The organism is Roseivirga seohaensis (assembly GCF_001592945.1).
Classification (GTDB): Bacteria; Bacteroidota; Bacteroidia; order Cytophagales; family Cyclobacteriaceae; genus Roseivirga; species Roseivirga seohaensis.
The window spans coordinates 1-23,429 of sequence record NZ_LRPB01000045.1 but is presented as its reverse complement, the minus strand read 5'-3'; the positions used below and the strand labels follow the sequence as shown (position 1 = coordinate 23,429).

The 23,429-nt window shown below is 39.5% G+C and carries 22 protein-coding genes; 10 read left to right on the top strand and 12 right to left on the bottom strand.

The window, feature by feature from the left end; all coding sequences use genetic code 11:
* Positions 1 to 55: 55 nt before the first annotated feature.
* On the top strand, positions 56 to 571 hold the full coding sequence (gene lspA / locus AWW67_RS11920) for a signal peptidase II (protein WP_053225090.1): 516 nt from the start codon (positions 56 to 58) through the stop codon (positions 569 to 571).
* A 1-nt stretch (position 572) separates the two neighbouring features.
* Here the strand turns inward: lspA and AWW67_RS18890 are convergent, their stop codons facing one another.
* Positions 573 to 725: a zinc ribbon domain-containing protein gene (locus AWW67_RS18890; protein WP_141655448.1), complete on the bottom strand. Its 153-nt coding sequence runs from the start codon at positions 723 to 725 to the stop codon at positions 573 to 575.
* Positions 726 to 805: 80 nt separating this feature from the next.
* On the opposite strand from AWW67_RS18890, the gene AWW67_RS11915 reads away from it, so the two are divergent.
* From AWW67_RS11915 to AWW67_RS11905, 3 genes are all read left to right on the top strand, one after another.
* On the top strand, positions 806 to 2,131 hold the full coding sequence (locus AWW67_RS11915; protein ID WP_062302005.1) for a DEAD/DEAH box helicase: 1,326 nt from the start codon (positions 806 to 808) through the stop codon (positions 2,129 to 2,131).
* Between the two features lie 48 nt (positions 2,132 to 2,179).
* A complete protein-coding gene (locus tag AWW67_RS11910) occupies positions 2,180 to 2,677 on the top strand; it encodes a DUF6265 family protein (protein WP_062302004.1) in 498 nt (165 codons plus the stop codon).
* Positions 2,678 to 2,821: 144 nt separating this feature from the next.
* Positions 2,822 to 4,681, top strand: coding sequence for a cation:proton antiporter domain-containing protein (locus tag AWW67_RS11905; RefSeq protein ID WP_062302002.1), 1,860 nt, complete (start codon positions 2,822 to 2,824; stop codon positions 4,679 to 4,681).
* A gap of 53 nt (positions 4,682 to 4,734) precedes the next feature.
* On the opposite strand, the gene msrA is transcribed toward AWW67_RS11905, so the two are convergent.
* The 6 genes from msrA to AWW67_RS11875 form a co-directional block, all read right to left on the bottom strand.
* On the bottom strand, positions 4,735 to 5,397 hold the full coding sequence (msrA, locus tag AWW67_RS11900) for a peptide-methionine (S)-S-oxide reductase MsrA (protein ID WP_089082043.1): 663 nt from the start codon (positions 5,395 to 5,397) through the stop codon (positions 4,735 to 4,737).
* Between the two features lie 52 nt (positions 5,398 to 5,449).
* Complete coding sequence (locus AWW67_RS11895; RefSeq protein WP_053225094.1) at positions 5,450 to 5,926, bottom strand: pyrophosphohydrolase domain-containing protein; 477 nt, start codon at positions 5,924 to 5,926, stop codon at positions 5,450 to 5,452.
* A gap of 63 nt (positions 5,927 to 5,989) precedes the next feature.
* Entirely contained in the window at positions 5,990 to 6,535 is a 546-nt protein-coding gene (msrB, locus tag AWW67_RS11890; protein WP_071387129.1) for a peptide-methionine (R)-S-oxide reductase MsrB, read from the bottom strand.
* A gap of 77 nt (positions 6,536 to 6,612) precedes the next feature.
* Positions 6,613 to 7,524: a class I SAM-dependent methyltransferase gene (locus AWW67_RS11885; RefSeq protein WP_082794032.1), complete on the bottom strand. Its 912-nt coding sequence runs from the start codon at positions 7,522 to 7,524 to the stop codon at positions 6,613 to 6,615.
* A gap of 156 nt (positions 7,525 to 7,680) precedes the next feature.
* Positions 7,681 to 7,875 carry a hypothetical protein gene (locus AWW67_RS11880; RefSeq protein ID WP_062301998.1) on the bottom strand — a complete coding sequence of 65 codons (195 nt, stop codon included), beginning with the start codon at positions 7,873 to 7,875 and terminating at the stop codon, positions 7,681 to 7,683.
* 206 nt (positions 7,876 to 8,081) lie between these two features.
* Positions 8,082 to 9,458 carry an exonuclease domain-containing protein gene (locus AWW67_RS11875; RefSeq protein WP_062301996.1) on the bottom strand — a complete coding sequence of 459 codons (1,377 nt, stop codon included), beginning with the start codon at positions 9,456 to 9,458 and terminating at the stop codon, positions 8,082 to 8,084.
* A 47-nt stretch (positions 9,459 to 9,505) separates the two neighbouring features.
* On the opposite strand from AWW67_RS11875, the gene AWW67_RS11870 reads away from it, so the two are divergent.
* Entirely contained in the window at positions 9,506 to 10,345 is an 840-nt protein-coding gene (locus AWW67_RS11870) for an ATP cone domain-containing protein (protein WP_062301995.1), read from the top strand.
* On the opposite strand, the gene AWW67_RS11865 is transcribed toward AWW67_RS11870, so the two are convergent.
* A complete protein-coding gene (locus AWW67_RS11865) occupies positions 10,317 to 12,038 on the bottom strand; it encodes a sodium:solute symporter family protein (protein WP_062301994.1) in 1,722 nt (573 codons plus the stop codon). The genes AWW67_RS11870 and AWW67_RS11865 overlap by 29 nt on opposite strands.
* A gap of 136 nt (positions 12,039 to 12,174) precedes the next feature.
* Positions 12,175 to 14,715, bottom strand: a complete 2,541-nt coding sequence (locus tag AWW67_RS11860; protein WP_062301992.1) for a PIG-L family deacetylase — start codon at positions 14,713 to 14,715, stop codon at positions 12,175 to 12,177.
* Positions 14,716 to 14,928: 213 nt separating this feature from the next.
* On the opposite strand from AWW67_RS11860, the gene AWW67_RS11855 reads away from it, so the two are divergent.
* Positions 14,929 to 16,506, top strand: a complete 1,578-nt coding sequence (locus AWW67_RS11855; protein WP_062301991.1) for an ArnT family glycosyltransferase — start codon at positions 14,929 to 14,931, stop codon at positions 16,504 to 16,506.
* Positions 16,507 to 16,591: 85 nt separating this feature from the next.
* Here AWW67_RS11855 and AWW67_RS11850 read toward each other — a convergent pair whose 3' ends face one another.
* Genes AWW67_RS11850 through AWW67_RS11840 form a run of 3 tightly spaced genes read right to left on the bottom strand, consistent with a single transcriptional unit; the run spans position 16,592 to position 19,139 of the window.
* Positions 16,592 to 17,251: a phosphatase PAP2 family protein gene (locus tag AWW67_RS11850; RefSeq protein ID WP_062301990.1), complete on the bottom strand. Its 660-nt coding sequence runs from the start codon at positions 17,249 to 17,251 to the stop codon at positions 16,592 to 16,594.
* The gene (gene trmB, locus AWW67_RS11845; protein WP_062301988.1) at positions 17,241 to 17,909 is read right to left on the bottom strand and encodes a tRNA (guanosine(46)-N7)-methyltransferase TrmB; all 669 of its coding nucleotides are present in this window, start codon (positions 17,907 to 17,909) and stop codon (positions 17,241 to 17,243) included. The genes AWW67_RS11850 and trmB overlap by 11 nt, the downstream gene beginning before the upstream one ends.
* Positions 17,910 to 19,139: a bifunctional folylpolyglutamate synthase/dihydrofolate synthase gene (locus AWW67_RS11840; protein WP_062301987.1), complete on the bottom strand. Its 1,230-nt coding sequence runs from the start codon at positions 19,137 to 19,139 to the stop codon at positions 17,910 to 17,912.
* 144 nt (positions 19,140 to 19,283) lie between these two features.
* Here AWW67_RS11840 and AWW67_RS11835 point away from each other — a divergent pair, with 144 nt between their 5' ends.
* The 4 genes from AWW67_RS11835 to AWW67_RS11820 all read left to right on the top strand — a co-directional run bounded on the left by AWW67_RS11835 (position 19,284) and on the right by AWW67_RS11820 (position 23,344).
* A complete protein-coding gene (locus AWW67_RS11835; protein WP_082338237.1) occupies positions 19,284 to 19,934 on the top strand; it encodes a head GIN domain-containing protein in 651 nt (216 codons plus the stop codon).
* 159 nt (positions 19,935 to 20,093) lie between these two features.
* Positions 20,094 to 21,656, top strand: a complete 1,563-nt coding sequence (locus tag AWW67_RS11830; RefSeq protein WP_062301985.1) for an FMN-binding glutamate synthase family protein — start codon at positions 20,094 to 20,096, stop codon at positions 21,654 to 21,656.
* 100 nt (positions 21,657 to 21,756) lie between these two features.
* Positions 21,757 to 22,263: an energy transducer TonB gene (locus tag AWW67_RS11825; protein WP_062301984.1), complete on the top strand. Its 507-nt coding sequence runs from the start codon at positions 21,757 to 21,759 to the stop codon at positions 22,261 to 22,263.
* Between the two features lie 106 nt (positions 22,264 to 22,369).
* A complete protein-coding gene (locus tag AWW67_RS11820; protein ID WP_062301983.1) occupies positions 22,370 to 23,344 on the top strand; it encodes a GSCFA domain-containing protein in 975 nt (324 codons plus the stop codon).
* The last annotated feature ends 85 nt before the right edge of the window (positions 23,345 to 23,429 follow it).

Here is a 23,429-nt window from a genome sequence, read left to right as displayed (position 1 = left end):
TACCAGCCTTCATTTTATAAGCTATTGATTAGTTTAGCAGCCTGAAAAGAATCCCATGAAGTCAAACGTTAATCGTATCATCGCTATTCTCGCCATTATCATCGTTAATATAGGCTGCGATCAAGTCACCAAAGAAATGGCACGCGAGCAAATTGAATATAACGAGCGCATTGAAGTGATCGGTGATACCCTTATTCTTACCAAAGTGGAGAATTCAGGCGCTTTCTTAGGCATGGGTTCCGACTTGTCTCCTATTTTCAAAAACATTCTGTTGCTTGGTTTACCAGGTTTGGTGATGGTAGGCCTTTTTGTCTTCCTTCTTATTAAAAAAGACCTCACCAAATTAGCAATTGTAGGTCTATCATTTATTGTTGGTGGTGGAATTGGCAATTTATATGACCGCATTCTTTATGGTTCTGTAACCGATATGGTGCATATAGATTTAGGTGGCGTTTTTAGAACAGGCATTTTTAATGCTGCCGATGTATCGGTAATGATTGGTACAGGTTTAATTCTGTTAGAGCAATTCTTAACAAAAAAAGACCAAGAAAAAGTAAAGGAAGCCAGTTAATCTACAACACCAACCATAACAACAAGGCCACAATTAAGAGGATAGCTACCCAGCTTAAAGCCTTTGACTGCCTAGGGAATTCATAAGCGCAGATAGGGCAAACTTTTGCTGCTGCATCTATTTCCATGGCGCATGAAGGACATTCTTTTTTCATTTCGGCAATTTAAAAAAATATAAAAGCGCAAAAGCGTTTCACTTTTCTATTTATACCTGAAATACAAGTAGTTTTGCACCATGCAAACTGCCCATAAAAACCAAGAGGAAATCCTCGCAAAGCTTCGAATAGAAAAACTCAACCCAATGCAAGAAGCGGCCCAAGAAGCCATTCACCAGCATTCAAACGTAGTCTTACTTTCCCCTACGGGCACAGGAAAAACCTTGGCCTTTTTGCTTCCTATTATTCAATCACTAGATGTGAACTGCGCTGAAGTACAAGCTTTAATCTTGGTGCCGTCCAGAGAATTGGCCATTCAGATTGAACAGGTGATTAGAGAAATGGGAACGGGTTTTAAAGCCAATGCCGTGTATGGCGGGCGCCCAGCATCGAAAGACAGAATGGAATTGAAGCACAGACCTGCAATCCTTGTTGGTACTCTTGGCCGTGTGGCGGACCATTTAAGGCGTGACGCTTTCCCTGTAAAAGACATACAAACCTTGGTATTAGATGAATTCGATAAGTCTTTAGAAGTGGGTTTTGAACTAGAAATGATGGAGATCATCGCTTTGCTTAACCATGTGCAAAAGAAGATTTTGACTTCGGCCACCAACGAAACCGAAATACCAGGCTTTGTAAAGCTCAAGTCGCCTCAAATTCTCGATTTTTCAGATAAAGGCGACTCATCGCTTGAAATCCAACTGGTGCTTTCTCCCGATAGAGATAAATTGGAAACTTTAGTAGATACCCTCAACCGACTTGGAGATCAGCCGGGCATTGTGTTCTGCAACTTTAAAGATTCTATTGAGCGCATTAGCCAATACCTTTTCGATCATGAAATTAACCATGGTGTGTTTTATGGTGGAATGGAACAAGTAGACCGCGAAAGAGCGCTTATTCAGTTCCGAAATGGTACTTACCAATTGCTATTGGCAACAGATTTGGCTGCCAGAGGAATTGATATTCCAGAATTGAAATTCATTATCCATTACCATTTGCCTAACTCTGGGCCAGAATTCACCCACAGAAACGGTAGAACCGCCAGAATGAACTCAGAAGGAACGGCCTACGTGCTACAATGGGAAAAAGAAGAATTGCCTGATTTCATTTCTGAGCTTAAGCCTAAAAGTGGAAGGGTTCGTGATGTATTGGAAGAAATTTCGGCACCAAAACCACTGATGAAAACCCTATTTATTTCGGGAGGAAGAAAGGATAAAATTTCTAAAAGTGATATTGCTGGACTATTTTTCAAACAAGGCCAATTGCAGAAAGATCAGTTGGGCATGATAGAAATTAAAAACGACTGTGCTTTTGTTGCCGTAGCCGCCATAGAAGCCAAACGTTTGATTAAGACCCTGAATAACACTAAACTGAAGAATAAAAAGGTAAGGATTACGGAAATCTAGAAAGCCGTTGTCCCCTATTTGCATTGTGGTTCGTCAATTCAATAAAACATGAAAAAGCTAAGTCTATCTCTCGTATTCGTTTTTATCTGTTTAAGCAGCTTTAGTCAAAACACCTTAAAACTTGGCAATAATAAATCTCCGAAAGCAACTTTAGCCGATATCGCTTGGCTGAGTGGTCATTGGCGTGGCGAAGCGTTTGGAGGCATAACAGAAGAAATTTGGTCTCCTCCTTTGGGCGATTCTATGATGGGTTCCTTCAAACTTGTTTCAGAAGGTAAAACCAGTTTTTACGAAATCTGCCAGTTGGTAGAAGAAAACGGTAGCCTATCATTTCGCTTAAAGCACTTCAACAGTGACCTCACAGGCTGGGAAGAGAAAAATGAACGAGAAGAGTTCCCTTTGGTAAAAGTGGAAAAGAATGCCGTTTATTTTGATGGGTTTACGATTAAGCGTATCTCCGCAAATGAAATTCACATGTATGTGGTCATCAGCGATGAAGGAGAAGCAGAAGAAGTTGAATTCAAGTACTTTAGGTTTAGCAAATAATAGTTTGAGCTTTATTTCTTCAATTTTCGATTTCTACTTTTCAAAGCCTTAAATATTTTGGGCTCGAGCATTCTTTGAAGTTTATAGTCGTGGCTCAGTTCATTTTTACCTATTTTAGGGAAATTACGAACTTTCACAACCTTGATGAACAACCTCGAATACTGGCCAATTTTTATCATTCTGTCTATTGCCTGGGTAGTACCCTTAGTACTCTCCAGGTTAGAAATCTCAAAAGTACCTTCTGTAATTGTCGAAATCGTAATGGGCGTAATGGTAGGCCCTTTCGTATTGGGCTGGGTTGAAGAAACTGCCATTACAAGCTTTTTGGCACAAACTGGCTTTCTATTCCTAATCTTCTTGGCAGGAATGGAAATTGATGTCAACAAAATTATTTCATCTTTCCCCCGAGGCCGAATCAAATTTGTAGATTTAGTAAGTAACTCACTTTTGGTAGCCCTTTTCATCTATTTTGGTTCGCTATTGCTTTCATTGCCTTTTGCATGGTTAATGAACCAATTTATGGAGGTAGACATCGTATTCTACATGTTCTTATTACCAACCGTAGCCCTCAGCATAACTGTACCTATTTTAAAAGCAGAAGGAGAATTGAAGCGCAAGTTTGGGCAGATTCTACTGATGGAAGGTGCCATTGCCACGGTAATGAGCATCATACTGATTAGCATTTATTCAGGCGTACTGAAAAAAGGGTTTCAGGTAGAACTTCTCCTTTTCGCCATTATTTTCATTGTATTCATCGTTGTGTACTGGCTTGGTAAGCGTTTAATGAAAGTGCGCAGTTTTCAGCAGTTGCTCTATAGACTGGAACATGCCGCCAGCCAAATTAGAGTACGTGGTGCTGTGGCCTTACTATTATTCTTTGTGGTAATTGCCCATTTAATCGGTACAGAATTGGCCATGGGTGCTTTTTTTGCAGGTACCCTGTTAAGCCTGTTTGTAAGCAAAGAGCGTTCGGCATTGCTATTTAAGCTGGATGGTATGAGTTATGGCTTCTTTATTCCCATCTTCTTTATTATGGTTGGGGTGAACTTAGATTTGTCGGCACTTACTCAGTTTCAAGAATCCATACCCTTTATTCTCACCTTAATTGTTGGTTTTTTTGTTACTCAGCTTATTCCAGCCTTAATCATGATTAAAGTGTTTGGGTTGAAAAAGGCTTTAGCCGGAGGTGTATTACTTACTGCTAGAATGGGGTTGACCATTGCCGCTGCCCAAATCGGGCTTTCTTTAAATGTAATTAGTTCTGCCGATAATGCCGGAATTGTAACCACGGCCATTTTGGTAAGTCTAATCTCGCCTTCCATTTACAAGATCTTTAATAATGGAAAAGAAGAGCACCACAATATTTATGTTTTTGGAGGAAGCAGGGCAAGTTTATTCTTAGCCGAAAGGCTTAAAATGCACGATATGTCCTTCATAACCCTAATCCAGAAGAAGGAAATATTGCCAGACTTCGATAAAAAGAGTTTGAACTATAAATTCATTCAAAACCTAAGTGCGAGCGTTGTAGACGGATTAAAACTGAGGTCAGCAGATCTTGTGATTGTTCTTACAGAATCAAACAACTTGAATCAGGAGCTGACCCGATACATCAAAAATGAATTAAAACACAGTAAAATTATTACTAGAAAGCAATCGGCTACACATGATTTGATTGACCCTCAAGGAGAAATTAAGTTTATCGATCATGATGTAGTTTTGGCCAACCACATTGAAAATATGATTGCCAGTCCAGATTCAGTTTCTTCACTTTCAGAAAGTTTTGGAGATTACCGTCTGGAGGAGATAACAATTAGCCGTGGTGATATTAATAGAAAACTGGTAAAGGAAGTACCTTTTCCTCCTGCTGGTTCATTAGTCATTCAAAAGCGAGCTGGAGAAGTCTTTATCCCTCACGGAAACACGCATCTATTGGTGGGCGATATTATGACAGTAATTGGCAGTCATGCCGCCTTAGCTGAGTTTAGAAGCATATTAGAAAAATAGCACTCCTGTAAAGAAGTGCTATTGAATATTATTAAAGATTTAAGGCCAAGCTCTTATTTCTCAGAAGCGTATTTCTTCTTTACCAAATTAGGAAAATGTTCTTTTAGTTTATTCACTTTAGGTACAGCTATATTGATAATATAAGGGTTACCTGGGTTCAACTCGTAATAGTTCTGATGGTAATCTTCGGCCAGCCAAAATTTAGTGTACTCAGTCACTTTTGTAGCAATCGGTTTATTGTACTTTCCTGACTGATTCAACTTTGAAATATAATCGGTAGCTAGTTTCTTCTGATTCTCATCATGATAAAAAACCTCTGTACGGTACTGTGTTCCTACATCTGGACCTTGACGATTTACTTGGGTTGGATCGTGTGTATAGAAGAAGACCTCTAAAAGTTCTTGATACGAAATCACCTTAGGGTCGTAATAAATTTGAATAGCTTCGGCATGGGTTGACCTGCCGTAACTTACGTCTTCATAAGTGGGGTTATTCTCTTTTCCTCCTGTGTAACCCGAAACCACATTTTTAACGCCATTTACGCGTTCAAATACCGCTTCGGTACACCAAAAGCAGCCCCCCGCAAAAGTGGCTATTTCATTCCCTTTTTGAACTTCTGCTTCCAGATTAACTAACTCTGTTGAGTTCACATTTGAGCATGAAGAAACTCCAAAATTGAGAAACAGGCTTGTTATTAATGTATAGGCTATGTGCATTTGTATTTTTATTTTATTTACAGCCCTAACGCCATCTACAAGCGATATGTTTTTAAATAGTGTCGTTCAGAATACTCTTAAGGTCGGCTGGAGAGTAATTTACCGATTTTAAAGTTTTGTTATCCGCAGTTCTATACACCAAAAAATGTCCGTCCGACTCCTCAATATAGCTTTCCGTTCCATCTTTGTCCATATAGTGCTTTTGTGTAGCTTCAGCTTCCTCCATTGTTTTGCAGGTTTTACTCATGTTTGAGCGTTGTACTTCGTCAAACAAGGTTTTGAAACTATTACCTAAACCAAATTCAAGAATAGCACCTGATAATACATACTGGATATCACACAAGGCATCGGCTACCTCAACTAAATCGTTTGCTTGAATGGCTTCTTCTAGTTCTTTCAGCTCTTCTGCAATAAGCGATACCCTAAGCTTGCACCTATCGGCAGACGGAATTTGAGGAGTTTCTAGAATTGGGTGTTTGAATGTTTTGTGAAATTCAGCAACTGAGTTGAGTGATTGTGGTTCTTTCATGGTATAAATAAAAAGGCCTGTATTAAACAGGCCAATGTTAAATAATTATTTGCGGTTGGTAAACTACTTATTGTCTTTTTTAAACTTTGGAGGCGTTCCGCCTTCTGGAACAAAGATTAGAGCTGCTGAATTTAAGCAATAGCGCAAACCTGTTGGCGCAGGGCCGTCTTCGAATACATGGCCTAAATGAGATCCACTTTTACTATCTACAACTTCCCAGCGCACCATTCCTTCGCTTGTGTCTTTCACCAATTTAATGGCATCATCAGAAATTGGTTTCCAAAAACTTGGCCAGCCTGATTTTGAATCATATTTGGTTTCTGAGCTAAAAATAGGCTGTAAGCTAGCTGCAGAGTAATAAGTTCCTTTTTCATAAAACTTATTGTATTTGCCAGAAAACATGGTTTCAGTAGCTTGTTCTCTTAATACCGCATATTGCAAGGGTGTTAATCTTTCTCTCCACTCCTTCTCTGTTAACTGAATCTCGTATTTTGGTTTTTCTTGCTCAAAAGCCACTCCAGACAGTTCGTCTTCCTCGCCCCTGACCGTCATAACACTTGCTACAAGTAAGATCATTAATCCGCTAATCAGTAGTACCTTAGTTTTCATATCACTATCTTTTTTTCTTCCCAACTTGATAAACGTAAAAATAGTTTGACTGGATTGACAAGAATTACACAAAAGGTCTACCAGGCGATACTTTGGCTAAAGAAACCCATACTTTGTGGGGCATCTCCTTCTTTATGGATGGGGTAAAAGAAGATATTAGGAAGCTTTATCTTTTTCCACGGAGCAATTACGCCCAAAGCTCTTTTTGATCGCTGATCAGATTTAAGTTGGCTGCTTGCATGCATGGGTTTTGAATTATCATAAAGCATGATTGAAACGCCATCAGGTTTTAGGCACCTTTTCAACTCCTCGTATGCCATTTCTTGAACTTCCTTATCATAGTTATTGATGTAATCAAATGAGAATAAGGCGTCTACAGAATTATTATCAAAAGGCAAGTGATCTACATCGCCCAACACTAAAATGGTTTCTCCTGGTAGTTCGTCTTTTATTGCCATCAACCTTGACAATGAAAAGTCCATATGAAAATAGTATTTGAATGAACGCCCATAAGTTAGGTTGTGAATAGAATCAACATCGTGGGTTACCACGCTCATAAAGTACTCTCCTCCTTTAGGAAGTAGTCGTGCTAACTGAGTTACTTTTTCCTGACTTATTGGGTTACTCTTAAGCTCTTTGGTAGGCTTTTCAATCGCATTGCCTTCTCCAAATCCATAGTCTCTATAAAATTGATCAATTTCTTCTTGAGGTACTCTTTTAAGATGATTGGCCGTTCTGTTTTTTGAAACAATAGCTGTTCTACGTTGTAAATAACTTATGTTATCAATTATGGGGTAAATATGAGTTAGATGAGAGGTAACCAAAGCTGCCTTTACTTCAATATTTACAGGTGCTCCAGGGTAGAAGAATAAATCGCCATGTTTAATTTGAGTATTTAATGAAATAAGCTCCTTTTCCGTCATTAGTCTTAACGACTTTTTTGTAAACGGACAAACCATTAATCCTTCCATATTCATTCTATCTTTCACAGCGCTTGCGTTTATTACACTAACGTACGCAAATGCCCTACCAGATCGCCAAAAATAGATTTTAAGTAATTTTTGCTAAAAAAAATTCCCATATCGGGAATCGAAATCCATAAAAAGGATTCTAAAATCTTACGTAAGAAGTAAGGATTTCTTAGGCTATGCTTGTCCTTCTTGTTCCACTTTTAAGTACTTGTGGCCGGCCATTAGCACACTAGAATAAAATAGCTCTTTACCCACAGTACTCACATCATTAACATACTTAATAATACGCCCAGATTTCTCCTGAGATTCATGTAGTTTACCTTCAGCGTATTTCAATAGTTTACCTCGAATTTCTTTAGTCTTTTTCATCGTATTATAGTTTGAGAATTCTATACTTATTTAAGCGATTATCTCATCAATTTGTTTCGTAATCCTTTCAATTGATGAAACAATTATTTTAACGGTTTAACCTTGCTCAAGGTAAATTGTTAAAAGTTTTTTTCCATACCCAAAACAAGGGATATTGAGTGATGGAATCTTATGAAATGAATAACGAATAGTTCGTATTAATAGTCTTAAGCAAAAAGACCATAATTAGGCTCTTGAACTTGAGTAGCAAATTGAATCACTTTTCGTTTTGTATAATACTGATTTATAATACGTTGGATATCGGGCGTATCGGGGTACCTGGTAATAATAGCCTTTACATCCTCAATACTATCAAAAGCCATATCGTTTTCAAAAAAGCCAAAGCCCAAATACTTTCCGTTTTCAACCAATACTACAGACTTTTCAGTGAGGGTTCTTCCCTGCCCCAGCAAACAAAACGACTGAGAGTTTTCTTTAATACTCTGAATGGCTTTTTTGAATCTTTCGCGCTGCTCTGTCGCTCCTTCTCCGCCTGTTTTAATTGTATAGCCAAAATACATCATCATAGATGCAGGCAGACTGCACAATTCAGGATCGAGTTCAAACTTCTTTACCAGTTCAATCAAATAATCACGAGCGCGATCGAAAGAAGTAAAACCTATTAAAGGCAAGGTGCCTTTCATTTTCTTTCCAATTGACAATCGATCGAAGCCCTTTCCATCTTGATAATGATAGAGGCCGTATTTAGCATTGGAGAGTTTTTGGGCCTTGTTGTAAATCGGAAAATGCTTTTTGATTTCTGAAGACTCAAATAAAAAAGCGATCATTTCATCTCCGCATTCTTCATATGATATATCGTAGAGCTTATCCTTCAATCCTTGTTTGTACACTACATCGGTATTCGAAAAATGGCCTTTAACACGCTTCTTAATGTTGTTGGCCTTTCCTACATAAATGATCTCACCGTGGGCATCGTGAAAGTAATATACGCCAGTAAACTCTGGCAAAGCATCGAAAGCAGCTTTAGGTAAATGAGGTGGCAAAAAGCCTTCTTGAGAATCTTTCTTTAAGAAGTTAGCAATGTGATTTTCATCATTCTGAATAATCAAATCAAGCAATTCAACAGTTGCTCTAGCATCACCCATTGCCCTATGGCGTGCATGGTTTGCTATACCAAAATGATCGCAGAGATTGCCTAAACTATAGGATTTCAACCCTGGAAATACCTTACGAGAAAGCCGAACCGTACAGAGTTTTTTTAAGTTTAAAGTGCCACCAAGTTGTTGAAATTCATTTTTAAGGAATGAATAATCAAAATTGACATTGTGCGCTACAAAGATATTTCCCTCCAACATTTGATAAATTTCTTTGGCCACTTCAAAGAATCGAGGTTCATCTTTTACCATCTCATTCGAAATGCCCGTTAGCGCAGTAATATTCATTGGAATTACCCGCTCAGGATTCAAAAGCGTTTGATATTCGTCTACCACACGCTTTCCATCATGAATTAGAATGGCTACTTCGGTGATTTTTCCGTAATTGGCAGAACTGCCCGTGGTTTCTATATCGACTATGGCGTACACAGCTTCAAATTACATAAGTTTTGTTTTCAATACGTAACATTAACTGAATGAATACTATCCTTGTTAAGAAATACTCTGGCGATCTGGTTCCATTTGAAATTGAGAAACTAGAAAACTCACTATTCAAATCTGGAGCAAGTCCAGAGCTTATTGAAAAAATCACCAAAGAAGTACTCAGTTGTTTATTTGAAGGAATTTCCACCAAGGAAATTTATAAAAGGGCTTATAGCATTCTCAGAAAGTCTTCTAATGCCTTGGCTGGCCGATATAAACTTAAAAAAGCAATTCTTGAGTTAGGGCCTTCTGGTTATCCGTTCGAAGCTTTTATTGCTCATTTATTTGAATATCAAGGCTATAAAGTAGAATCAGGAATTACATTAAAAGGAAAATGTGTAACACACGAAGTGGATGTTAGGGCCGAAAATGATACTGAAATACACTTTATGGAATGTAAGTACCACAGCAACCCTGGTTATAAATCAGATGTAAAAATTGCATTGTACGTGCATTCTAGGATGAATGACCTTATTGCCAATTACCAACCTAAATTCCCAAATAAGAAATTTACAGGGTGGATTGTCGACAATACCAATTTCACCTCAGATGCTATACAATATGCAGAATGCAGCGGCCTTAGAATTATGGCATGGAATTACCCTTCTAAAGGAAGCCTAAAGGATCGAATTGAAATCTCAGGCCTTTACCCTATTAGTTGCTTGGTTTCGCTTACAAAGGCGGAAAAGCAATTGCTTTTAAAAGAAGACATCGTGCTTTGCCAACAGCTTTTAGACTCTGACGAAGCACTCGATCTTATCGATAAAAGAAAACATAAAAAAGTTCAGGAAGAATGTCGTGAACTTACGCTACCGATGGCTTCTCAGGCTTAACTAAATTGAAAAAATAACTGAATAAAACCACCAAAATACAACCCAGGGCATTGTACCATAAAAAGCCCATGGTGAAAGCTCCAGCTTCACCTATAACATTTAAGTAGTGTACCAATATAATCACGGCTTGGCTTAGTATTGCACCCATAAATACCGCATTGCTTCTAATATTTTTAAAGAAGAAAGCTACTACGAAAATACCCAAAACAGTTGGGTAGAATAAAGAACCAATCAAATTCACTGCTTCTATCAGGTTGTCAAAAAGAGATAAAGTAGATGCTACAATAATTGCGAGTATTCCCCAACCAAGTGTAAACAGTTTTGAATACCTCAGGTAATGATTATCATTACCGTCTTTTTTTACTGATCGCTTATAAAAGTCTATGGTGGTTGTACTCCCCAGCGCATTCAATTCAGACGATGTAGAAGACATGGCTGCTGAAAAGATGACCGCAAATAGTAAGCCCACGATACCAACAGGCATGTTTTTCTGAACGAAATCCATGAAAATATAATCCGTATCCTTAGTTTCTGATCCTTCAACAGCTTCTCCAACGAGTATAATCGCCCTACTCCTTACTTCATCAGATTTAGCTTGTAGTGCATTCAATGCTATTTTTGCTTCTTCTATGGCTTTTTCGTTACCAGTTCTTACCGCTTCATTAAGTCCCTCAACTGCGGTGAGTTTTTCTGTAAATATTTCTGAGTATTCATCTTCATACGCCCGGAAATCATCAGCCCTATCAGTTTCATAAACTTGCTCCTTCAGCGTTTCATTAAAAAATATTGGTGGTTGATTATATTGATAAAACACAAACACCATTACCCCTATAAAGAGAATGATAAACTGCATTGGCACTTTAAGAAGACCGTTCATCATCAGCCCTAAGCGACTCTCAGATAAGGTTTTTCCAGATAAATACCGTTGTACCTGAGATTGATCCGTTCCAAAATAAGACAAGAAGAGAAAAACCGCACCAGTCATTCCTGACCAAAAACTATACTTATTTTTTAGGTCAAATGTAAAGTCAACAACATTGAGTTTACCCATTTTACCAGCCACATTGAGTGCATCGTTCATATTCACACCAGTAGGTAATGCGTTTAACACCAATACACCAGCGAGGATCATTCCGCCCATCATTACCGCCATTTGCGTTTTTTGGGTTTGTGTCACAGCTTTTGTTCCGCCAGATACGGTATAAATAATTACTAAAACGCCTATTACGATATTGGTCGCTCTTAAATCCCAATCCAACAGCGATGAAAGTATAATTGAAGGTGCATAGATTGTTATTCCGGCTGCAAGACCACGTTGCACTAAGAAGATAAAAGCCGCGAGCATTCGGGTTTTTACATCGAAACGTGTTTCCAGATATTCGTAAGCAGTATAAACTTTCAGCCTATAGTAAATCGGCAAAAAGAACACCGAAATGATAATCATGGCCACTGGAAGACCAAAATAGAACTGTACGAACCCCATACCCTCGGTATAAGCTTGGCCAGGAGTAGAAAGGAAAGTGATGGCACTGGCTTGGGTTGCCATAATGGAAAGCCCAATGGCCCACCATTTCACATCGTCTCCACCACGTAAATAACTATCAATATCCTTATTGCCTCGGGTTTTCCAAACCCCATAAACTACAATGGAAATCAGTGTGCCGAAAAGCACTGCCCAGTCGATCCAACTCATTCGTATGATTTTGTAAACCAGTAAAACAATAGAACTAATACAGCCAATGTACCCATTAGTAACCAGTACATTCCAGACCACTTCTTAAAAAATGGAGGTTTAGCATCCCTCAGTTCTTGTTCTGTTTGCGCACTCATTAGCGTTTGTTTTCAATTCGGTTAAGCTTGGTGCTTTTAGGCGTTTCGTTACCAAGCGAAATCATATTACTAAAAATTCGGTAAGCCCCAGCTACACCTGCGGGTAATTCTCTAAACCATGAATAACCGGTATAAACAAAATAGCCTTCGCCATACTGCCCTACAATCAAACCGCCATCATTTGGTTTATCGCCTGGGTCGTTACTAGAAAGAATGGCTGTATACCGATCGTCCCATTGGTTTGGAAAGTAAAGTCCTCGCTCTTGCACCCAGCCTTCAAAATCTTTCTCGGTAATCTTATTTGGCCCATTAATCAATGGATGGTCGGGTGCTAGTATTCGCACTTCAGCGTCTTCAACCGTTACCCTATCTCTTGAAATTTGAAAAGGATAAGGCCCAATCTCTGGCTGGTCTCTCATGCTAGTGTTATACTGGGCAATTACGGTACCGCCTTGCTTTACATATTCCATTAAATCAGGTTGAATAAATGGCATTCTATCTACAGTATTATAAGCACGCACGCCAATAATCACGGCATCAAAATCAGCCAAGCTTTCTGCAGTTATGGTATTCGGATCAAGAATAGATACGGTATAACCGATTTGCGTTAAGCTTTCTGGTACGGCATCGCCTGAGCCCATAATATAACCCACGTACTGTCCTTTTCTTTCCAAATTAAGGCGTACCACTTTGGCTGTACTTTCAGGGAAAATCGTTTGTCGAGGAATGTGCTTGTAATCAATCACCTTCAAACCTTGGTGATATGACTTGCCATTGTAAGTCACTTTGGCCGTTACCTGTCCCTCTTGCTGAGTGGTTGGAGGCAACACCTGAAACTTGAACCGTGCTTCTTCCTGCTTTCCTTTTAGGTTGAAATCAAAATTTTCTGGACTAGATTTCCAGCCTGAAGGCAAATCCAAACTTACCTTTCCAGAAACGTTATCGGTACCCGCTTTTACTACCACATTTACTTCTTTGGCCGAATTATCGGCAAATACCAAAACGCTTTCGGCAATGTTCACAAATACAGGTGGCGTAACCACAAAAGGTCGGTATACTTCTCCATCTACCCTATCATTCTCTTTATATACTACAGATGTAGCATAAGCATATGGCTTTCCGTTAATTGTCAAGTTAAACGTAGCATTCAAAATGTCTGGGTTTTGAGCAAGCCCAATCAATGCTTGGTCATCTACTTTATACATCCCTACAGTTCCTTCTTCGCGAAGCCAATAAGGCTGTGAGTTTGTAAGTTGCGGCAGGGTAAATTCTAAGTTCTTTCTAAAAGATTGATTGTTGGCCAATGGTTGTGTAATAGTGGCTTTCTCATTGAGTTCAGGAAAATCAATTGAATTGAGTGCAACCATCACATCAGAACGGTTAATGGCTTCGACACTAATTCTAAGCTTCTCTCCGCTAACTTTGGTTTCTTCGTCTGCTACTACTTCTAAATAAAGGCCGAGTACAGATTTAATTACCAAATCAAGCTCTTCTAGTTTAACCTTTTTCCAATACTCGTTTTCAAGCTTCACCAGTTTTTCACGGGCTTGCATTAAGTCGTCAATAATTATGGAAGGATTACTGAGGCTATAATTCTTATTTGCTTTTTCCAAAAGAGCCCCAATTTCTGCTCCTCCTTTTACTCTCGACCAAGTGGTATTTATATCTTCAAAAATATCGGACTTTGGCTTTTCCCCTTTCCAATACATCAATACTTCTTTGCTTTCGCCTCTGCGGCCTGTGCTTCCAAATCCTTGAGATTTATGTTCGCTACGACCTAAAGAAGATATTTCGTCATAAGAAAGCCCTAAAAGTGGATTGTACGCTCCAAAATCTATAGTGAAATAACCCGGAGTACCGTCAAACTCTTCTCCATCATTTCTTCCACCAAAATTATAACCGTTCCAATAGAGGGTTTTAGGCTGCCATGGCTGAACATACTTCAACTGCTCAGGGTATTTAGTAGGATCGTTGGCCAAATCAAAGGCTTGCATTGCCAAACGGGCCGAAGCTGTATGATGGCCGTGCATGGTTCCGCTCGGCACCAAAGTAGTATCGAAACGAGTGATGATTATATCTGGACGAAAGCGTCTGATGTTCCAAACCACATCGGCCAAAGCATCGTCTTTATCCCAAACATTTAGCGTTTCGTTCGGATCTTTCGAAAAACCGAAGTCATTCGCTCTGGTGAAAAATTGCTCCCCACCATCCTTTCTTCTGGCCGCCAAAAGCTCTTGGGTTCTGATAATCCCTAAATACTCACGAATTTCAGTACCGATTAAGTTTTGTCCCCCATCTCCACGTGTCATGGCTAAATAAGCTGTCCGCATGTTCTTTTCATTGGCCATGTAAGCAATCAAGCGGGTGTTTTCGTCATCGGGGTGAGCCGCCAAGTAAAGCACCGAACCCAGTACTTCCAGTTTATTAAGGGCTTGTTTTATTTCTGCGGCATCTAATTTTTTGGGCGCTTGCGCATTACCTACTGATGAAAAGGCAGTAAGCAGAATGCAGAAAAGCATTAGTTTAGAAAGGTGTTTCATTTGGTTTTAATGAGTATTCAGGCTTGTAACGGCTTCTAAGTTATCAGGTTCTATCGATTATCCGAGTGGCATTTCTGTTAATGGAGCATAAGTTTTTCAATTTTAGAAAGAAATGTCGAACTAACGACTTCATCTCCAATTCTACCATCGAATATTCCTTTTCAGATTTCATTCCCATTCTTAACCATTATCAATTAGCTTTGCAGGCAGTTCATGAGCAAACAAAAAACCCTTTTACTTATACTCGTTTTAGCCGTTGCGGTATGCTATGCCAATAATAGCGGACTGGATGTTTACGCATTGGATGAAGCGAAAAATGCAGAAGCGGCCAGAGAAATGTTTGAAAGTGGCGATTATGTGGTTCCGTATTACAACTACCAACTCCGTACCGACAAGCCACCACTTCATTATTATTTTATGGCTGCGGGCTATTCTATTTTTGGGGTAAACGAATTTGGCGCACGCTTCTTTTCTTCCTTAATGGGCGTTTTTACCATCATGATTACCTTTTTGTTTGCCAGAAAACACTTTGGCGAAAAGGCAGGATTGAACGCGGCATTGGTACTTATTTCTTCCATTCATTTGGCATTGCAATTCCATATGTCGGTGCCCGACCCTTATTTGGTCTTCTTTTTAACATGGGCGTTTTATTCGTTTTACGAAGCTTATAAAACCAATAACAAATGGCAGTTGCTGTCTTTCTACTTTGCCATTGGCTGTGGTGTACTCACCAAAGGCCCTGTGGCGATAGGTTTACCAGGCTTGGCGGCCCTCATCTTCCTTTTTACCCAAAAAGAGTTTAAATGGAAAACGATTTGGCGCTTACAACCCTTTGGAGGTTTATTACTGACTTTATTGATTTCTGTACCTTGGTTTTATGCCGTGCATGTTCAAACGGATGGCGCTTGGACTCAGGAATTTTTCTTCAAACATAATTTCTCTCGTTTTTCCGACTCAATGGAAGGCCATAGCGGCAGTCCATTGTTAACCTTGGCCTTTGTTTTTGGTTTGGGCATGTTGGCCTTTATACCTTTTTCAGTACCATCGTTCAAAAATGCTTGGAAAGAAAGGAAGGACAGCGCAATGATGTATGTACTGATTTCAGCTTCAGTGATTGTAGTGTTTTTCGCGATTAGTAGCACCAAACTGCCCAACTACACGGTTCCGTCTTATCCTCTGATTGCCATTTTAATTGGGGCTTACATTGCTAAAATCGATAACCAATGGTTTGCTAAACTCGGAAATCGAATTGGCCTGTTTTTCTATGCTATACTGTTGATTGGTTTCCCTGTTGGTATTTATTTTGGGCTGAAGGGCGATAAGTCCTTAAGTGAACTGACGAACCTTGCCTTTTATTTCATTCCACTTGCTGTGGTAGGAATTTTCATTTTGAAACAAGGCATTGCCAGAAAGAACATTGAAAGCGTATTGTGGATGAACATCAGCGTTTGGTGTGTAACGATAATGCTTTTCTTCCATTTGATTTTCCCGCAAGTAGATGGGCAGAACCCTGTTCGACAGACTTTACCAGAAATGGACACGAGCAAAACAATTATCGCCTTCAAACGGCTTAACCCTGCATTTGTGTTCGCCTTAAAACGCGAAATCCCGATGTACAATGATGTGGAGACCATCAAGCAAATTATGGGAAATCAGCCCAGTGGTTATTTGATTTCTCGTACCGAATTTCAAGAAGAACTGGAAGCCATTCCCGGTTTAGAGTTTCAGGACAAAGCCAGAGACTTATTCGAAAACCCGACTACTTTAGTGATGAAGTGGGGAATGGATTAGTATAACAGTCTCCATTGTAACAACCCTCCAAAAGTTCTAATTTTGGTTTGAGTTGGAAACGACTTACATTGACTAGATAACCCTCTTAACTTTTGGAGGGTTTTTTAAACGACAGACCATTTTGGAGCTTAGGTTTATCCGCATAAGGTTTCATAATGTACCAAGCGATAAGCGCAGCCAGTATTCCAAAAACACTTCCAATGTAAATATCTCTCAAGAAATGCTGAAGAATATAAACCCTTGATATTCCCACCAATACAGCCGACATAAAGATCAATACATTTAAAGTTTTATTCTTGCATAAACTGATGAGCACGAAAGCCAAAGTAAAGGCAGAAGCGGTATGACCCGAAGGAAAACTATCAAAACCGCGGGTGGTAACTCCTTCTACAAAATTGAGGCTATCCACCTGATCTGCAAAGAAAGTCTTGGGTCTTGGTTCGCCAGCAAAAAGCCACTGTTTAAAAATATGAACAAACACTGTTTGGAGCGCAATGGCAATCAGCATATAATAGAACTTGTGCAGATTGGTGAACAAAAAATATAAGGCCACAATGGCCAGCAAAACCCCATCACCAAGGTAGGTCCAATACTGAAAAAAGAAATCACCAAAGCTAGTATGCCTATCATTAAGCCAAAGCACAAAGTCACCATGTTTGGTCAGAAGCATTAAAATACCGAAAGCCAATACATAAACCAGTATAAGCCATTGCATTCCTTTGTCTATAAATGGTCTATTTTTCATGGTTGAATCTAAATTTCATGTACTTAATACTTTCACCAAGGTTATAGAATTTCTCTTCAAACTTAGTCTTAATACCGTAATGGTCATCCATGTATTCTGAATCATACAGGTTACGAGTATATTCTAAATCCATGATATCATTTCGTTCGCTTAACAGCTCCAGCGTATAATCGAAAAGCGGTGTATTGTCTGTTTTAAAGAACACTTGACCGTTTTTGGTGAGTAATGATTTGTAATACTCAAGATATCTTGGTGAAGTCAGTCTGCGTTTTGCATCGCCTTCTCTTCTGAAAGGATCGGGAAAAGTAATCCAGATGGTTTCTACTTCGTTTGGGGCAAAAAAGCTCTCTATACTCTGAATTTGAGCCCTCAGAAAAGCCACATTGGTAAGATTTTCTTCAATGGCTTGCGTGCTGCCCACCCACAATCGGTCGCCTTTTACGTCAACGCCTACAAAGTTTCTGTTGGGATAAACCCTGGCTAAACCCGTAGTGTATTCACCTCTGCCACAACCCATTTCGACCGTAATCGGATGGTCATTCTTGAAGTATAATTTGTTCCAGTTTCCTTTTAATTGAGTGTAGAGTGCTTTGTAATCTTCCAGAACATTTTCACGTTCTTTTAACTCTTCAAACCTTTTCTGCTTCTGTCTCGACATTTATAACGCTTCTATTTCGGCAACCACAAAGGTACTACCTCCAATATAAATCATGTCATTTTTTGTGGCTTTTGACTTGGCCAGAGTAATTGCTTCATTTACATCCTGAACAAAATCCGCTTTCAAACCAAAAGGTGAAACCAACTCTTCAATGCGTTCCAACTTCATGGCCCGTGGTACTTTGGCTTCACAGAAAACAAATTCAGCTTGAGCTGGCAAGCGAGGAATCAAAGTGTCTAACTTCTTATCATTAACGAAGCCCAAAACCATGTAGAGTTTCTCGAAAGAACTAGACTCTATTTGTGGAATGATGTAGTCGAAGGCCTCTTTGTTATGGCCCGTGTCGCAAACGGTGAGCGGTGCTTCTGAAAGAATTTGCCACCTGCCTTTCAGACCTGTTTGAGTTCGCACATTGGCGAGTCCATGCGCTAGGGCTTCTTCGGAAATTTCCCAGCCTTTCTTTCTTAACACATTAACAGCGGCCAATACGCCCTTGATATTTTTAGCCTGATAAGTACCGGGCAAATCAAGTGAATATTCGCTCGTATTCAAGGGCTCCTGATCTGCAAATACCAACTCCGAATTCATCTCTTTTGCCTTCTTGGTAAAAACAAGAGTTGTTTCATTTTGAGACTCTCCTATAACCACAGGAACATTTCGTTTTATCACTCCAGCCTTCTCAAAAGCAATTTCTTGTAAAGTATTGCCGAGCATATCCATATGATCGAAGCCAATATTGGTAATCAATGAAAGCTCAGGAGTGATGATATTTGTGGAGTCTAACCTTCCGCCTAAACCCACTTCAATAATGGCAATGTCTACTTGCTCTTCGGCAAAGTAATTAAAAGCCATGGCCACTGTCATTTCAAAAAATGAAGGGTGAATTTTGTCAATGGTAGGTTGAATTCTTGCCACAAAATCAACCACATTTTGTTCTGGAATCGGTTGGCCGTTAATTCTTATTCTTTCTGTAAAGCTCTTTAAATGCGGACTTGTATAGAGCCCCACTTTATAACCAGCCGATTGAAAAATAGAGGCCAACATATGCGATGAACTACCCTTGCCATTGGTGCCCGCTACATGAATAGATTTAAACTTATGCTGAGGGTTACTCACCGCTTCGCAAAGTTTTAAAGTATTGGTAAGATCTTTCTTAAAGGCCACATTCCCTACCCTTTGGTACATGGGTAATGCGGAAAACAAATAGTCGAGCGTCTGTTGATAGTTCACTGCGCGAAGATAGTATTTCGGAGATTATTTGCCGCTAAATCAATCTTCTTGTTCTTCTTTTCACATCACTAAAAAAATATTTCTTCTCCATACGTGTGAGGCAAACATCAACCGTCATAAGGGTACAACAACAAACTCAAAAAAATGAAACAACAACATTTACTCTTAATGCCCTTTGCCATTTTGGCTCTTTCTAGCTGTTCTTTTGATGATATCACAGGAAATGGACCAATTACTAACGAAACCCGTGTGATGGAAGACTTCCATTCTGTAAGGCTACAAATTGAAGCGGATGTTTACTTATTGCAAGACGATGAGCAAACGCTTCGGCTTGAAACTCATGAAAACCTACTACCTATTGTAGATACTTATGTAAGTAATGGGGAACTCATCATAAAAAGCAATCACAACATCAGAAGAGCCAGAAGGTTGAAAGTCTATATTTCGGCACCCGATTTCCAAAACATTACACTTACTGGCTCAGGAGATATTGAAAGTGAAAACTGCCTGGATTTGGACAACTTGAAGCTGAAAATCAGTGGCTCCGGAAAAATCAACCTTTGCGGTATGGTCGATAATTTGACCGCTTCGGTTACAGGTTCGGGAGATATCAATTCTTATGGCCTAAACGCAAAAGTAGTTGACGCAAGCCTTTCGGGTTCTGGAAATATTAAGGTAACGGCTGAAGAAACCTTAACCATCAAAATTTCAGGTTCAGGGGATGTTTATTACAAGGGCGATCCACAAATCAATTCTAAAGTATCTGGCTCTGGCAGAATCATCCGTAGTTATTAATAATCAATCAAGGGACTAGACCATATTAAGCCAGTCCCTTCACTTTATTTTTGTAGGTGAAATAGAATTTACCTACATCCCAATAACAAAATACCCATCAATAAATTTAAATGCTGGTAAAGAAATACTACTTTGACCAAAATACACTTATTTGTGATTATGGAGTCAATTCAATCATTTCTAGCTACAGTACCTTGGTGGGGCTGGGTTTTGTTTTTCTTATTCATCCTTTTCTTAAGAGATATTATTCAGCGTAAACACACCATTACGCATAACTTTCCTATCATTGGGCATATTCGGTATATGCTCGAAAAAATTGGCCCAGAACTACGACAGTACATAGTAGCCAATAACCGAGAAGAACTTCCTTTCAACAGAAGTCAGCGCACGTGGGTGTATGCCTCTTCAAAAAAGCAAAATAACTATACTGGATTTGGCACAGATCAAGACCAAGCCTCTCCGGGTTTTGTGTTTATCAACCCCACCATGTTGCCCTATAAACCAGCACCAAATCACCCTAATGTTACTCAGGTAGACTTAATTCCTTGCGCCAAAGTAATGGGGCTTTATAACAAAAGAAAAAGGCCATTTCGACCTAAATCCATCGTTAATATTTCGGCCATGAGTTTTGGCTCCTTATCGGCAAAGGCCATAGAATCGTTGAACAAAGGAGCAAAAAAGGCAGGCTGTTATCACAATACTGGTGAAGGCTCTTTGTCTTATCATCACCAGCATGGGGCTGACATCGTTTTCCAATTTGGCACCGGTTACTTTGGGGTAAGAACCCCGGAAGGCAATTTCGATATGGATAAAATGGTGAAATTGGTAAACGATTACAAATACATTAGGGCCATAGAAGTAAAGCTTTCTCAGGGTGCTAAGCCCGGTAAAGGAGGTGTTTTACCTGCATCCAAAATCACCAAAGAAATTTCAGAAATCAGACACGTACCAATGGGAAAAGATGTGATTTCGCCATCGACCCATACTGCCTTTAGCACCATTCCTGAGTTACTAGATTTTATAGAAGACATTGCCAATAACACAGGCCTACCTGTTGGTTTTAAGTCTGCCGTTGGAAAATTAGACATGTGGGAAGAACTGACAGACCTGATGGTAGAACGTAATATTGGTCCTGATTTCATCTCGATTGATGGCGGTGAAGGCGGTACAGGAGCTGCACCTCCAGCCTTTGCGAACCACGTTTCATTACCATTTGTATTTGGTTTTTCACAGGTGTATCAAATGTTTAAGCGTAAAAACCTTACTGATCGTGTAGTGTTTATTGCGTCTGGCAAATTAGGCTTTCCATCTAGCGCATTAATGGCCTTTAGTATGGGAGCCGATTTAATTAACATTGCCAGAGAAGCTATGCTTTCTATTGGCTGTATTCAGGCGCTCTCGTGCCATACCAATACCTGCCCCGCAGGCGTGGCTACCCAAAACAAATGGCTACAAGCAGGAATTGACCCTACCCTTAAATCGGAACGCTTTTATAATTACGCCAAAACGCTAAGGAAGGAAATCTTAGAGATTACGCACGCTTGCGGCTACGAACATCCTTGTCAATTAGAAATGACGGATGTTGACATGAGTATGGGCGATAATAATTACACCACTACTCTTCGACAAATCTACAATTACGAAAAAGTGCCAGTAGACTTTATTAGTATGCAAAACTTGATTGAATGCGAGCATTTAGGTGGTAGAGAAGATAAGGCTTAATCCCCTATCAATTTCTTTTTCAATAACTTTCGTTAAAAACAACTAAGTTTATTTGCTATTAACTATTAAAATAGTTTTCTTCGGATAAAACTTAGTTACTATGAAAAAATCAACATTATTACTTGCTGCGTTGCTATTCACCGCACTCTCATGTTCCGATGAGGACATCAGCCTTGAATCGATTGATGAAGTTGGCCAAGTCACCGGTGTTGCTGGTGTACAAAATTCAGATGATGTATTTCTTATTGTAGAAGAGTCACCTACCTTCCCAGGTGGAGCAGATGCTTACAGAAAACACCTTTTGACCAACCTTAAGTATCCAGAACAAGCTAAAAACCAAGGAATTGAAGGAAATGTTTTTGTGTCATTTGTTGTGACTACCGAAGGAAAGCTAGAGAACATTCAGGTTATTAGAGGTATTGGTGGAGGTTGCGATACCGAAGCCGTTCGTATGCTCGAATTGTCTCCTGATTGGATACCTGGCAAACAACGAGGCAAACTGGTGAATGCCCGAATGAGTTTAAAAGTAGCTTTCAAATTATCTGGAAGTGATACTAAAGTGGATGACGATTCTCAAGCCATCGTAAAAGCACTTTCTAGCTTATAACAACACCTCTTTCTGTCAGAAGAGTGCATAGTCAAGTAAATGGGAGTCTCTAAAGCGGGCTTCCATTTTTTATTTTTAGCCATTCTTACATTGGTTATCTTTGCCCATGTTCCGAACCGAATTAAACCCAAAACCCTCTTCTCACAAAATACAGTTATCAAATCCATTGATTTCGATTGGCTCCTGCTTTGCAGACAATATTGGGAAGAAACTCTCTCAGCATAAATTCAAGGTTGAGTATAACCCCTTCGGTATCATCTTTAATCCCCTTTCCATTTTTGAATTGATAGAAATGGCATTGGATGAAACTCGATTACCAGAAGATAGTTATTTGGTTCGAGATGGAATTCACCTAAACTACAAGGTGCATTCTGAGCTGTATGGAAAATCTAAAGAGCAGCTAGAATCTCATATAAACCGCCAACGCAACCGACTTACCAAAGTGCTAAAGAAACCAACTACCATTATCGTTACTTTGGGTACGGCTTGGGTGTATGAAGAAAAAAAGACACAAATGCTGGTAGCCAACTGCCATAAAACTCCTGCAAGCCAATTCAATAAAAGACTGTTAAGTTCCGAAGAAATTTCAAGTGCTTTTATGTTGTTGAAAGAACAGCTTCATACGCAAAATCCTGAATTGAAATTCATTCTAACGGTCAGTCCTATTCGACACGTAAAAGACACACTAGAATTGAATATGGTGAGCAAAAGCATTCTAAGGCTGGCTTGTCATCAGATTAGCACTTATGCCGATGATGTAGACTATTTTCCCGCCTATGAGCTATTAATGGACGATTTGAGGGATTATCGCTTTTATGAAAAGGACATGTTGCACCCTAATCAATTGGCACAAGAATACATTTGGGGGAAGTTTATGGACGTCTATTTTGATAAAGAAACGAAGGCCTTTATTAAAAACTGGGGCGAAATACGCAGTGCCATGAAACACAAAGCATTTCACCCCGAATCTGATGCACACCAGAAATTTCTTCAAAAGACCATTGAAAAGCTAGAGCAACTTAAAGGTTTGGTGAAGGTGGATAAGGAACTGGTAAAACTGAGGAAGCAGTTGATCGGTTAATCAGGGATCAGGGATCAGGGATCAGGGATCAGGGATCAGGGATCAGGGATCAGGGATCAGGGATCAGGCTGTCTCTTATACACAT